Annotated in this window: 10 protein-coding genes and 1 pseudogene; 6 read left to right on the top strand and 5 right to left on the bottom strand. The window is 63.3% G+C overall.

Going from position 1 to position 13,210, the window contains the following annotated elements; translation table 11 throughout:
• The first annotated feature begins 376 nt into the window (after nucleotides 1-376).
• From dctP to BLR13_RS38055, 3 genes are read left to right on the top strand one after another with little or no spacing between them, the layout of a single operon-like run.
• The gene (gene dctP, locus BLR13_RS38045; protein ID WP_074829350.1) at nucleotides 377-1,399 is read left to right on the top strand and encodes a TRAP transporter substrate-binding protein; all 1,023 of its coding nucleotides are present in this window, start codon (nucleotides 377-379) and stop codon (nucleotides 1,397-1,399) included.
• Nucleotides 1,396-1,950: a TRAP transporter small permease gene (locus BLR13_RS38050; protein ID WP_074829347.1), complete on the top strand. Its 555-nt coding sequence runs from the start codon at nucleotides 1,396-1,398 to the stop codon at nucleotides 1,948-1,950. Before dctP ends, BLR13_RS38050 begins: the two co-directional genes overlap by 4 nt.
• A complete protein-coding gene (locus BLR13_RS38055; RefSeq protein ID WP_074829345.1) occupies nucleotides 1,947-3,305 on the top strand; it encodes a TRAP transporter large permease in 1,359 nt (452 codons plus the stop codon). Before BLR13_RS38050 ends, BLR13_RS38055 begins: the two co-directional genes overlap by 4 nt.
• 4 nt (nucleotides 3,306-3,309) lie before the next feature.
• Here BLR13_RS38055 and BLR13_RS38060 read toward each other — a convergent pair.
• From BLR13_RS38060 to BLR13_RS38070, 3 genes and pseudogenes are all read right to left on the bottom strand, one after another.
• Nucleotides 3,310-4,188 (bottom strand): annotated as a pseudogene (locus tag BLR13_RS38060) (hydroxymethylglutaryl-CoA lyase); the annotation flags it as partial.
• The gene (locus BLR13_RS38065) at nucleotides 4,188-6,200 is read right to left on the bottom strand and encodes an acetyl/propionyl/methylcrotonyl-CoA carboxylase subunit alpha (protein WP_074832255.1); all 2,013 of its coding nucleotides are present in this window, start codon (nucleotides 6,198-6,200) and stop codon (nucleotides 4,188-4,190) included. The pseudogene BLR13_RS38060 and the gene BLR13_RS38065, both read right to left, overlap by 1 nt.
• Before the next feature lie 14 nt (nucleotides 6,201-6,214).
• A complete protein-coding gene (locus BLR13_RS38070) occupies nucleotides 6,215-7,819 on the bottom strand; it encodes a carboxyl transferase domain-containing protein (RefSeq protein ID WP_074832258.1) in 1,605 nt (534 codons plus the stop codon).
• 483 nt (nucleotides 7,820-8,302) lie between these two features.
• Between BLR13_RS38070 and BLR13_RS38075 the strand changes: the two genes are divergently transcribed.
• Together BLR13_RS38075 and BLR13_RS38080 are read left to right on the top strand one after the other, a co-directional pair.
• Nucleotides 8,303-8,995 carry a TetR/AcrR family transcriptional regulator gene (locus tag BLR13_RS38075; protein WP_074829342.1) on the top strand — a complete coding sequence of 231 codons (693 nt, stop codon included), beginning with the start codon at nucleotides 8,303-8,305 and terminating at the stop codon, nucleotides 8,993-8,995.
• A gap of 11 nt (nucleotides 8,996-9,006) precedes the next feature.
• Entirely contained in the window at nucleotides 9,007-9,504 is a 498-nt protein-coding gene (locus BLR13_RS38080; RefSeq protein ID WP_074829339.1) for an Lrp/AsnC family transcriptional regulator, read from the top strand.
• A 41-nt stretch (nucleotides 9,505-9,545) separates the two neighbouring features.
• On the opposite strand, the gene BLR13_RS38085 is transcribed toward BLR13_RS38080, so the two are convergent.
• Complete coding sequence (locus BLR13_RS38085; RefSeq protein ID WP_074832252.1) at nucleotides 9,546-9,851, bottom strand: ETC complex I subunit; 306 nt, start codon at nucleotides 9,849-9,851, stop codon at nucleotides 9,546-9,548.
• Between the two features lie 255 nt (nucleotides 9,852-10,106).
• Between BLR13_RS38085 and BLR13_RS38090 the strand changes: the two genes are divergently transcribed.
• Complete coding sequence (locus tag BLR13_RS38090; RefSeq protein ID WP_074829336.1) at nucleotides 10,107-11,255, top strand: OpgC domain-containing protein; 1,149 nt, start codon at nucleotides 10,107-10,109, stop codon at nucleotides 11,253-11,255.
• Nucleotides 11,256-11,280: 25 nt separating this feature from the next.
• On the opposite strand, the gene BLR13_RS38095 is transcribed toward BLR13_RS38090, so the two are convergent.
• On the bottom strand, nucleotides 11,281-13,101 hold the full coding sequence (locus BLR13_RS38095) for a carbamoyltransferase family protein (protein ID WP_074829330.1): 1,821 nt from the start codon (nucleotides 13,099-13,101) through the stop codon (nucleotides 11,281-11,283).
• Between the last annotated feature and the right edge of the window lie 109 nt (nucleotides 13,102-13,210).

A 13,210-nucleotide genomic window follows, 5' to 3' on the forward strand; every position in this document is an offset into this window, starting at 1 on the left:
ATCGAAGATTGTCCGAGCGAGTCATTCCGGGGCGATGCGCAGCATCGAACCTGGAATCTCCCTCACCGCATCATGCTTCAAGCAAACGATCTCAGTGCGGCGTGCGACAAGCTGCCGCCCAAGCTTGGACGCATTGTTGACGGAGTCTTTTGCGAAGCCTCGTTTTAGCGTGTGCGCTGCAGCATATCCGGCCTCTCCCAGGGCCAGGAAACGGCACTAAATCAGGATTCCAGCCACGGCTTGCCGTCGCGCACCGCCTCGACCTAACAGACAGCCTCGAACTATCAGACTAGAGCATTCTCGGGCGAAGACCGGCTAAGATGGGCACAACGCCGGCCTGGAAACGCCGACCAAGAACAGCATCAGGGGAGACACCATGATCACACGCCGCCATATCCTCGCATCCGCGCTTGCCGCGCCCGCCATCCTGCGTCTCGGTACCGGTACCGCGCACGCTGCGACCACGCTGAAGATCTCGCACCAGTTTCCAGGCGGCACCATCGACAAGGGCGATTTCCGCGACCGGCTGTGCCGGATGTTCGCCCAGGAAGTCACCAAGCGCAGCGGCGGCGAAATCGTCGGCGAAATCTATCCGAACTCCTCGCTGGTCAAGACCAACGCGCAGTTCTCGGCGATGCGCAAGGGCGCGCTCGATATCAGCCTCTACCCGATGCCCTATGCCGGCGGCGAATTGCCCGAGACCAATATCGGCCTGATGCCGGGCCTGGTCGCGACCTACGATCAGGGCATGCGCTGGAAGAAGGAGCCGGTGGGCAAGGCTTTGACCGACTTCCTCGCCGACAAGGGTATCATCCTGCTCTCCTGGGTCTGGCAGGCCGGCGGCGTCGCCAGCCGTTCCCGCCCCATCGTGGCCCCCGAGGACGCCAAGGGACTGAAGGTCCGCGGCGGCTCGCGCGAAATGGACATGGTGCTGCAGACCGCGGGCGCCGCCGTGCTGTCGGTGCCGTCGAACGAAATCTATGCCGCGATGCAGACCGGCGCCTGCGACGCCGGCATCACCTCCTCCACCAGCCTGATCTCGTTCCGCCTCGAGGAGGTCGCGAAGGCGCTGACCTCGGGCGCCGGCGCGTCCTACTGGTTCATGCTGGAGCCGTTGATGATGTCGAAGGCGATCTTCGACAAGTTGCCGAAGAACCAGCAGGACATCCTGCTTGCGGTCGGCACCGAAATGGAAGTCTTCGGCCGCAAGGGCGCGCAGGACGACGACGTCGAGGTCGCCAAGGTCTACGAGAAGGCCGGCGCCAAGGTCTCCGCGCTCGACGTGGCGACGGTCGGCAAGTGGCGCGACATTGCGCGCGATACCGCCTGGAAGGACTATGGTGCTAAGACGGCAACCTCAGCGAAATTGCTGAAGCTCGCGAGCGACGTCTCCGCATGATGCATGGTCCGCTTCCGGATCAGAAAGACCTTCCCGGCGCCGTCACGAGCAACCCGCTCATGGCGGCCCTCGGACAGGCGCTGGCGCTTTGCAACAACGTCATCGTCTTCGTCGCTGCGCTGGCGCTGATCGCGGCCTGTGCGATCCTCAGCTACAGCGTGATCGGCCGCGCCCTGTTCCACAGCGCCAATTACTGGCAGGACGAGGCGGCGGTGTTTCTGCTGGTCGGCGCCACCTTCATGACCGCGGCCTATGTGCAGGGCCAGCGCGGCCATATCGGCATCGAGGCCTTTATCGGTCTGATCTCAGCGCGTGCCAACCGAATCCGGCTGTGGCTGGTCGATGTCGCGAGCCTGCTGTTCTGCGCGTTCTTCGCCTGGAAATCCTGGACGCTGGCGCATGAGGCCTGGGTCGACGGCCAGGTCTCGAACTCGATGTGGTCGCCGCCGCTGGCGATCCCCTACGTGCTGATGGCGCTCGGCATGAGCTTGCTTTGCCTGCAACTGCTGTTGCAGATCATTATTCCTTTGGTGGGTACCTCGCGCCGATGAGCGTTCTCGGAATTGGCCTCAGTTACGGCTTTGCCACCCTGTTTGCGATGTTCTCCGGCATGCCGATCGCGTTTGCGCTCGGCGCCGTCGCCGTCGTCTTCATGGCGATCTACATGCCGGCGGCCTCGCTCGATACCGTGACGCAGAACGTCTACGAGGAAATGGCATCGATCACGCTGCTGTCGATCCCGCTGTTTATCCTCAAGGGCGCGGCGATCGGCAAATCCCGCGCCGGCCAGGATCTCTATTCGGCGCTGCATGCCTGGCTGCATCGCGTCCCCGGCGGGCTTGGCGTCGCCAACGTGTTCGCCTGCGCGTTGTTCGCGGCGATGGCGGGCTCCTCGCCTGCGACCTGTTCGGCGATCGGCTCGGCCGGCATTCCCGAGATGCGCAAGCGCGGCTATTCCGGCGGCTTCGCGGCCGGCATCATCGCGGCCGGCGGCACGCTCGGCATTCTGCTGCCGCCCTCGATCACCATGATCCTGTTTGCGGTCGCCGCGGAGAAATCGTTAGGACGCCTGTTCCTCGCCGGCATCGGGCCGGGGCTGCTGCTGGTGACATTGTTCGGCATCTACGCGGTGTTCCGGTTCCGCAAGGAATATGCCGCGGCCCACGCGCTCTACATCGCGACCGGCACCGAAGCCGCGATCCTGCACCACGACGATTTCACCATGGCGCAGCGCTTCAGCGCGCTGCCGCGGGTGCTGCCGTTCGTCCTGCTGCTCACCGGCGTGATGATCGCGCTCTATGGCGGCTACGCCACGCCGTCGGAAACCGCGGGACTCGGCGGGCTATTGGCGCTGGTGCTGATCGCGCTGATCTACAGCGTGTGGCGGCCGAGCGATCTGGCGCCGATCCTGAAATCGACCATCCGCGAATCCACCATGCTGATGATGATCATCGGCATGTCGCTGCTCTATTCCTATGTGATGAGCTATCTGCACATCTCGCAATCGGCGGCGGAGGCCATCGTCGCGATGCATCTGCCGCGCTGGGAGTTGCTGGCGGCGATCCTGGTGATGGTGGTCGTGCTCGGCTTCTTCCTGCCGCCGGTGTCGATCATCCTGATGACCGCGCCGATCATCCTGCCGCCGCTGCGCGCCGCCAATTTCGACATCATCTGGTTCGGAATCGTGATGACCATCGTGATGGAGATGGGACTGATTCATCCGCCCGTCGGCCTCAACATCTTCGTCATCCGCAACGTCGCGCCCGATATTCCCTTGAGCGAAGTGATCTGGGGCACGCTGCCGTTCGTGCTGTTGATGATGGTCGCGGTACTGCTGCTGTGCTTCTTCCCGGGGATATCGACCACACTGCCCGATCTGGTGATGGGCCCGGACGGGGGAAGATAGGCGGCGCCGACGCCACGCGGCTAACCGGAGCGCGGCCGATCAAGCCGCTCACGACGTTGATCGCAGCAAGCAGCTTCGGCATATCGACGCCGGTCCTGATCCCCATACCTTCGAGCATGTAGACCACGTCCTCGGTCGCGACATTGCCGGTCGCACCGGGAGCGTAGGGACAGCCGCCGAGGCCGCCGGCCGCGGAATCGAGCACGCGGCAGCCTTCTTCCATCCCGGCATAGAGATTGGCCAGCGCCTGGCCGTAGGTGTCGTGGAAATGCATCGCGAGCTTCGCCATCGGCACATCGCCCGCCACCGCGCGCAGCAATTGCCGGGCTTTCAATGGCGTACCGACGCCGATGGTGTCGCCGAGCGAGATTTCGTAGCAGCCGAGGTCCCACAGCACCCTGGCGACGTCGACGACCGCCTGCGGCTTGATCTCGCCCTCATAGGGGCAGCCGAGCACCGTGGAGATATAACCGCGCACCCGGACGCCATCGGCCTTGGCACGGGCCACCACCGGCTTGAAGCGCTCGATCGATTCAGCGATCGAGCAATTGATATTGGCGCGCGAGAAACTCTCGGATGCAGCGGCGAACACCGCAATTAGCCTGGCGCCCGCGGCCTGCGAGGCCTCGTAGCCCTTCTCGTTCGGCACCAGCACCGGCAGTTCGCAATCTCTGTGATGGCTGACGCCGCGCAGCACGGCGTCGGAACCGACCATCTGCGGGATCGCCTTCGGCGACACGAACGCGCCGACCTCGACCTCCCGCAACCCGGCACCGATCAGCGCTTCGATGAAGGCAATCCGGTCGGCAACGCTGACCGGAGTCTTCTCGTTCTGCAGGCCGTCACGCGGACCGACCTCGACGATGCGGACGGCGTCGCTCATCAGGCCGCCGCCGGTTCGATTTCGGCGAGTTCAACACCCTCGCCGACGATGTCGCCGACCTTGCACTTGATCTTCTTCAAGACGCCCGCATAGGGCGCGCGCAGGGTCTGCTCCATCTTCATGACTTCCAGCGTCAGGATCGCAGCGCCCTTCTCCAGGGTCGCGCCCTCCTCGGCCAGCAGCGCCACCACGGTGCCCGGCAACGGCGCCACGATCTTGTCCTCGCCGACGTGCTCCTCGGTCTCGCCGCCGAACGGATCGACCCAATGCAGGTCGAAGCGGCCGTTGCGGGTGCGCAGATAGAGCTCGTGGTTCTCGATCACGGCCACGACATTCGACTTCACCCCGTCGATGGTGATGTCGAAGCCGCCGCCGGCATAAGGCATCATCGAAAGAGCGATCGGGGCCGCGCGATCGGCCAACGACACGGTAAACCGGCCATCTCCGTAGTGCAGCGTCACCTTCTGCTCGGTGCCCGGCCCCTGCCGGAACTGGAACACCCTTGTCCGAAGGCCGACCGGCTGCCAGCCATAGGTCCGCCACGGCGAATGCGCTTCGTTTCGCGCGGCCTGCTGCTCTTGGACGATCACGGCCGCCACCGCGGCGCAAAGCTCGAGTTCACCGGGCGGAGGCGAGGTCTCGGTCAGGCCCTTCAATTCGCGTTCGATGAAACCGGTGTCGATGGTGTTGGCGCGGACGTCGCGATGCGTCACCAGCGCCGACAGGAATGGAATGTTGGTAGTGATGCCGCGCACATCGGTTTCTTCCAGCCCGCGGTTGAGCCGCTCGATTGCGGCCTCGCGGGTCGGCGCCCAAGCGATCACCTTGGCGAGCATCGCGTCGTAGTACGGCGACACCGCGTCGCCGCTGCGATAACCGGCGTCGATCCGCAGGCCGTCCACGGCATCCGGCGTACGCCAGGTCTTGATCCGGCCCACTGAAGGCATGAAATTCTTCTGCGGATTCTCCGCATAGACCCGCGCCTCGATGGCATGGCCGTTCAGTTTGATTTCGTCCTGCTTCAGCGGCAGCTTCTCGCCAAACGCCACCCGCAACTGCCATTCGACGAGGTCGATGCCGGTGATCAGTTCGGTGACGGGATGTTCGACCTGCAGGCGAGTGTTCATTTCGATGAAAAACACCTCCTTGCCGTCGGAGACGAATTCGATGGTGCCGGCGCCGACATAATTGACCGCCCCCGCCGCCTTGCGCGCGGCGGCGCAGACGGCGTCGCGTTGCGTGGCGTTGAGCGTCGGCGACGGCGCTTCCTCGATCACCTTCTGATGCCGCCGCTGCAACGTGCATTCGCGCTCGAACAGCGACAGCAGATTGCCGTGGCTGTCGCCGATGATCTGCACCTCGATATGGCGCGGGTTCTGGACGAACTTTTCGATCAGCATGCGGTCGTCGCCGAACGCCGCCTTGGCTTCGCGCTTGGCGCTGACGATCGCGGCCGAAAGCTCGCCGGCCGATTTCACCACCCGCATGCCGCGCCCGCCGCCGCCGGCCGACGCCTTCACCAGCACCGGGAAGCCGATCTTGTCGGCGGCTTCTGCCAGGATCGCCTCGTCCTGGACCTCGCCGTGATAGCCGGGCACCAGCGGCACGCCGGCCTTTTCCATCAGTTGCTTCGAGCCGGACTTCGAACCCATCGCGGTCATCATCGCGGCTGTTGGGCCCACGAACACCAGCCCGGCATCCAGGCAGGCCTGTGCGAACTCGGCATTCTCCGACAGGAAACCGTAACCGGGATGAACGGCCTCGGCGCCGGTCTTGCGCGCCGCTTCGATCACGCGTTCGATGTTGAGATAGCTGTCGCGCGCCCGCGCCGGCCCGAGCAGTACGGCCTCATCGGCCATCGCGACATGCATGGCGTCGCGGTCGGCCTCGGAATAGACCGCGACCGTCCGCAGCCCCATGGCGCGGGCGGAGCGGATCACGCGGCAGGCGATCTCACCCCGGTTGGCGATCAGAAGGGTGCGAAAACGCCGGTAGAGTTTCGAGCGGTCCATTGTCAGTTCCTGCATCACATCCTGAACAGGCCGAACTTCGTCGGCTCGATCGGCGCATTCGCCGATGCGGATAATCCGAGGCCGAGCACCAGCCGCGTATCGGCGGGATCCATCACGCCGTCATCCCACAGCCGCGCGGTGGCATAATACGGACTGCCCTGGTGTTCGTATTGGGCGCGGATCGGCGCGCGAAACTTCTCGTCCTCTTCGGCCGACCAGGTGTCACCCTTGGCCTCGATACCGTCGCGCCGCACCTGGGCCAGAACCATCGAGGCCTGTTCGCCGCCCATGACGGAGATGCGCGCGTTCGGCCACATCCAGAGGAAGCGCGGGCTATAGGCGCGGCCGCTCATGCCGTAATTGCCGGCGCCATAGGAGCCGCCGATCACGACGGTGAATTTCGGCACGCCGGCGGTTGCCACCGCCGTCACCAGCTTGGCGCCGTCGCGGGCGATGCCGCCGGCCTCGTACTTCTTGCCGACCATGAAGCCGGTGATGTTCTGCAGGAACACCAGCGGGATATTGCGCTGGCAGCATAGTTCGATGAAGTGCGCGCCCTTCAGCGAACTCTCGCTGAACAGGATGCCGTTATTGGCGATGATGCCGACCGGGTAGCCCCAGATATGGGCGAAGCCGCAGATCAGCGTCGTGCCGTACAGTTTCTTGAACTCGTCGAATTCCGAGCCGTCCACCAGCCGCGCGATGATGTCGTGGACGTCGAACGGCTTGCGGCCGTCGGCGGAGACCACGCCGTAGATTTCCTCGGCCGGAAACAGCGGCTCCCGCGGCTCGCGCATGTTCAACGCGGCGCGCGTCGGCGGTTTCAGCGTGGCGACGATGCGCCGGGCGATCCCGATCGCATGGGCGTCGTTCTGCGCATAGTGATCGGTAACGCCGGATTGCCGCGAATGCACGTCGGCGCCGCCGAGTTCCTCGGCGGTCACGACCTCGCCGGTCGCGGCCTTCACCAGCGGCGGGCCACCGAGAAAGATCGTGCCCTGATTGCGCACGATGATGCTCTCGTCGGACATCGCAGGCACATAGGCGCCACCCGCGGTGCAGGAGCCCATCACGATCGCGATCTGCGGAATGCCCTGTGAGGACATCTGTGCCTGGTTGTAGAAGATGCGGCCGAAATGCCGCTCGTCCGGAAAGATCTCGTCCTGCATCGGCAGGAAGGCGCCGCCGGAATCGACCATGTAGACGCAGGGCAGATTGTTCTGCCGCGCGATATCCTGCGCGCGCAGATGCTTCTTCACCGTCATCGGGTAATAGGTGCCGCCCTTGATGGTGGCGTCGTTGGCGACGATGACGCATTCGCGGCCCGAAATGCGGCCCACCCCGGTGATGACGCTGGCGGAATGGACGTCGCCGCCATAGAGGCCGTTGGCGGCCAGCGGCGACAATTCAAGGAAGGCCGTGCCGGGATCGATCAGCAGGTCGACGCGTTCGCGCGCCAGCATCTTGCCGCGCGAGGTATGCCGGGCCCGCGAAACCTTGCCGCCGCCGCCGGCGACCACCTTGAGCTTCTCGCGAAGGTCCGCGACGAGGCCGCGCATGACTTCCGCATTGCGGGCAAATTCGGGGGATGTGGGATCGATCGTGGAATGAAGCTGCATGATCGGCGTCTTCTTTGAATGCTGGCGAGCCGTTGAGATTGCCTTGAGATGGACAAGCACGGCGCCCCTCGCGAGGATGCGAACCGGCTGTACCATCTTTGCGGCAACGTGTCCCGGCTATGGGAGTTGTCGGCTCATTCTGAAGGGCGAGTTCGGGTCCGGCAATACCGGCGCCGGGCGATGAGGCCTGCTGGCGTTCTCATCAATACCTCCTTTCAGGCTGCGCGGGTCGTTGAATTCAACACGTCGGCAGGCCAATGAATTAAACGATCATACGTTTTTTTAATTGAATCGCAAGTAGCTTGGTCGGATCGCCGCACGGCGCATCCAGATCGTTGAAATTGCTATAATTTCATGCAATGAATATACGAGCGTTTGCTTGTTTCTGCAGAACCGATATCAAGCAAACAGAGCTTCCAGAGGACTGCTTTCAGAGGACTGCTTTCAGAGGACTGCTTTCAGAGGACTGCTTTCAGAGGACTCATGGCGCGCACGATCGGCTCATACGGCCCGAAGACGATGGAGGCGATCCGCAAAGCGGGACTGCGCCTCATCTTCGAACATGGCTATTCGGCGATGAGCCTGCGGCAGCTCGCCGCCGCGGTCGGGATCCAGGCCGGATCGCTCTACAATCATATCAGCACCAAGCAGGAACTGCTGTTCGACCTCGTACAGGACCACATCAACGAGTTGCTTCGTCAGCTCGATCTTGCCTTGCTGGGGAAACAACGGCCGGCCGAGAAGCTCTCGGCCTTCGTCGCGTTCCACGTCACCTACCACATGACCAAGAAGCGCGAGGTCTTCATCGCCAATTCCGAACTGCGAAGCCTCGAGCCGAAGAACTACGATGCGATCGTGAAGTTGCGCGGCGCCTACGAGCGGCGGTTGGCGGAGATTCTCGCGGAAGGCGTATCGGAAGGCGTATTCGAGGTCGTCGATATCCAGGTGGCGACGTTTGCGATCCTGGCGCTTCTGACCGGCATCTGCACATGGTACCGGCCGGGCGGTCGACTGACCCGCGAGGCCATCATCGCTGCCCACGAGAAGCTGGTTCTCTCGAGCGTTACTCCCGGGGGAACGGCGAGTCCTGCCCGAACAAATCCTGCTCGAACAACTCCGGTTCGGAAGAGAAGCAGGCCTGCCCGGAGCGTTGCGCCCGGCCAGCAGCGCGATTGATCGAGGCGCACATGACAGAACTTCAGCAGCTCGACGAGATCGATTTGCGGATATTGTCCGAACTGCAGAACGACGGGCGCATCCGCAACAATGAACTGGCTGTCCGGGTCGGCCTATCGCCCCCTTCCTGCCGGCGGCGCGTTCGCGCCTTGCGCGAGCGCGGCGTGGTCAAGACGATCCGCGCCTCCCTCGACGAAAGGCTGCTCGGCTACGAGGTGACATCCTTCGTGACGATCCAGTTGCAGAGCCAGGCCCAGGCAACAGTCCAGGCTTTCGAGAGTTCGATTGCGGCCATCCCTCTGGTCCAGCAGTGCTGGCGGCTTTCGGGAGAAGCCGACTTCTTGCTGAAATGTGTCGCGCTCAGCGTCGAGGGAATGCACCAGCAGCTGCTGCAGTTTGCGGCGATGCCCAGTGTCCGCAACATCAGGAGCTTGCCGGTGCTCGGTGTCGCAAAGGATGAGCCGTTGCCGATGCCGGATTATCCGCCCGCATCCATCGCAGTAGAATAGCGCCGGCCCTACCCCGGTGGGTCGAGCCTAATGGGTCCAGCCTAATGGGTCCAAGGCTCGCCGCGCCGGAAAGCGAAATTGTCCGAATAGGCAACCTGGCGCTGGATCGAATCCTTGGGCTCGATCACCTGGTAGGCGATGCCCTTGCGTTCGCAATAGGCCACCGCCTCCTCCCTGGTGTCGAAGTGCAAAGTGAGCTGCTGTTTCATGTCGCCGGACGAGGTCCAGCCCATCAGGGGCTCGATCGCCCGGGGCTGCTCGGGCTCGTAATCGAGCTGCCACTCCCTGGTTTTGGCCCTCCCCGATTGCATCGCGTTTTTGGCGGGCTTAAAAATGCGTGCGGTCATGGATGGTAGAACCCCAAAGAGATGTGTAACGAGATAGGCGACATGGAAGCGTTTGGCGGAAACATCAGGGATAGTATAGAGACACCTTTCAGGGACTTGATCGGTGATTCCGTAACCCCGAATGTACCAGTTCTGCACCGGTATAGTCATTATGCTGCACTGTGACAATCTTGGGCCGCCCAGCGGCCCAAGGACGATCTAGAGCCTGATCTAGCGGCCCGATCCTCTCGAAAGCATCACTTCGAAACGGCACCCATGAAAATCAACGCCACCCTACCCGAAAAAGGACGCGACCTCCGGCTCGACCTGTTTCGCGGGGTCGCGAACTGGGCGATTTTTCTGGATCACATCCCCGACAACGTCGTGAACTGGATCACGACCCGCAATTACGGCTTCAGCGACGCCGCCGACCTGTTCGTCTTCATCTCCGGCTATACCGCCTCCTTTGTCTATGCCCGGATGATGCTCGACCGCGGCTTCATCGTCGGCGCCACCCGGCTGACCAAGCGTGTCTGGCAGCTCTACGTCGCCCACATCATCCTGTTCGTGATCTATATCGCCTCGATCAGCTATCTGGCGCTGCGGTTCGGCGATTCCGAACTGGTCAACGAGTTCAACGTCGTCGGGCTGGTCGATAATGCCACCGAAACGCTGCGGCAGGGGCTGTTCCTGAAGTTCAAGCCGGTCAATCTCGACGTGCTGCCGCTCTACATCGTGCTGATGGGACTGTTTCCGCCGGTGCTGTGGATGATGCTGCGCCAGCCCAACTGGACCATGCTGGCGTCGATCGCATTGTGGCTGGTGGCCCGCCAGACGGGCTGGAACCTGCCTGCCTACCCGGCCGGCACCTGGTACTTCAATCCGTACTGCTGGCAGGTGCTGTTCGTGTTCGGCTCATGGTGCGCGCTTGGCGGCGCCCGGCGGTCGATGGGGGTGATCAATCACCCGGTCACGCTCTGGCTCTGCATCGGCTATCTGATCCTGGGCCTCGTCATGACGATGGCCGGCAAGTTCCCGGATTTCGGGTCGCTGTTCCCGCATTGGCTGTATTCGACGTTCAACCCGAACGACAAAACCAACCTGGCGCCCTATCGTTTCCTCCACTTCGTCGTCATCGTGATCATGGTGATCCGGTTCGTGCCGAAGGACTGGCCGGGCCTGGAGTGGAAGGTGTTCGATCCGCTGATCGTCTGCGGTCAGCAGTCGCTTGCCGTGTTCTGCGTCGGCGTATTCCTGTCCTTTGTCGGGCATTTCGAGCTGTCGATGAGCTCGGGCTCGCTGTTCGCGCAGATCTTCGTCAGCGTCACCGGCATCGCGATCATGACCATCGTCGCCTACTACATTTCCTGGTCGAAGCGGCAGGACAAGCCGCTGCCCAAACCGCCGGTACCGAAACCCGCCTGAGCGCGGGCTGAGACAGGCTGCGTTCTCAGCCGGTCCCCGCTCCGGCCGGCTGGGTCGATGCCACCAGGGTCGCGACGTCGGTGAAGGTGTTGACGAGCGGCGCGACCACCCGGTGCATCGCCGTCTTCGTCACCACCGTGTCGTGCAGGATCAGATTGTCGATCCCCGTGTTCAGGAAGCAGGCCACGGCATCCTCGGGCGTTTCCACGATCGGCTCGCCCTTGATGTTGAAGGAGGTGTTGATCAGCACGGGAACGCCGGTCAGCGCCTCGAACTCCTTCAGCAGACGATAGAGCCTCGGATTGGTCGCCTCGCGCACGGTCTGCACGCGTGCGGTGCCGTCGACATGCACGATCGCCGGAATCTTGTCGCGCCATTCGGGGCGAACCGGTTTTGCGATCAGCATGAACGGCGAGTCCTCCTCGCCCTCGAATACGTCCTTCATCCGCTCGGCCAGCACGATCGGCGCGAACGGCCGGAACGCTTGCCGGTGCTTGACGCGGCTGTTGAGGATGTCCTTCATCTCGGGCTTGCGCGGATCGGCCAGCAGGCTGCGATTGCCGAGCGCCCGCGGCCCAAACTCCGAGCGGTCCTGGAACCAGCCGATCACGCGCTGGTCGGCGAGCAGCCTGGCCGTATCGCGGCAGACATTGTCGCTGCGCCTGGCATCGACCTGAATCCGCACCAGGAACTTCCGTAGCGCGCTGGCGGCCTCCTGTTCGCTATAGGGCTTGCCGACATAGGAATGGTCCATGACGAAGCTGCGCCGCTGCTTCAGGATCTCCAGCCAGCCATAATAGGCGCAGCCGATCGCGATGCCGTCATCGCCCGCCGCCGGCTGGATCCAGACATTGTCGAACCCGGCTTCGCGGGCGACCCTGCCGTTCGCCACGCAATTGAGCGCGACGCCGCCGGCCATGCACAGGTTCTTCGCCCCGGTCGTTTCGCGCAGCCAGCGCGCGCGCGCGAGCAGCACGTTTTCGGTATCGTCCTGCACCCGCCAGGCCAGATCTTCCCAGTGCCGCATCGAGGGACTTTTCTCCCAGCTGCTGCCGTCAAAGATGTGGGGCTGGGTGAACTCGCCGGTCCAGCGCGGCACCTGCAACTTGCCGTCGGTCAGTTCCAGCAGGTGCTTGACCTGTTCGTGCCGGCCATAGGGCGCGAGCCCCATCAGCTCGCCGCACTTGTTCCAGTCGCCGAAGATGTAGGTCGAGGCCCGGCTGTAGAGCGCGCCGAGACCGGGCATGGTGTAGAATTCATCGCTAAGGAAGCCGCGGTCCGGCTCCATCCAGACCTTCTTCAGACATTCCAGTTCGTTGCCCTTGAACTTGTAGTAGCTCTCGGATTCGCGCGCGAGCGGCGTCGCCGTATCGCTGGCGGGATAGGCTTCCATGACGTCGGACTGATAGCTACCGACGCCGTCGACGATCATCACGACGCCTTCCTCGAACGGCGACACCGCGAACGCGCTGTAGGCGTGCGCCAGATGGTGCGAGATCGAGACCACCTTGTCCTGCCCCGACCGGTAGAGCGGGTGCTTCGCGGCCTCGCCGCGCTCGAATTCCGGAAGAAAGCCCGGCGCGTCAAAATAGACCAGCCGCTCCTCCATTTCCGGGACCGGCATGATGTAGCAATTGCGCACGACCAGATCGACGTCATCGAGCGTGATGCCCTCGGCCTGCAGGCAATAATCGATCACCTCCTTGTAGAAGCCGGAAGCATGCTTGTTTCGCGTGATCCGCTCCTTGGCGATCGCGAACGCGATGGCGCCGTCGCGCAACAGGCAGGCGCTCACATCATGGTCATAGGTGTTCAGGCCGAGCACATAGGTGTGTTGTTTGGGCATGGGGACTCGTTAGGGCGGGGATCGTCGCGCGCTGAGAGATGGGAATCGTGTCGACATCAAGTTACGGGCGTGGCCTTAAATTGCCGGCGCGGCCATCAAATGGCTGAAG

Origin of the sequence: Bradyrhizobium ottawaense (genome assembly GCF_900099825.1) — a bacterium.
In the GTDB taxonomy this organism is placed as follows: domain Bacteria; phylum Pseudomonadota; class Alphaproteobacteria; order Rhizobiales; family Xanthobacteraceae; genus Bradyrhizobium; species Bradyrhizobium ottawaense_A.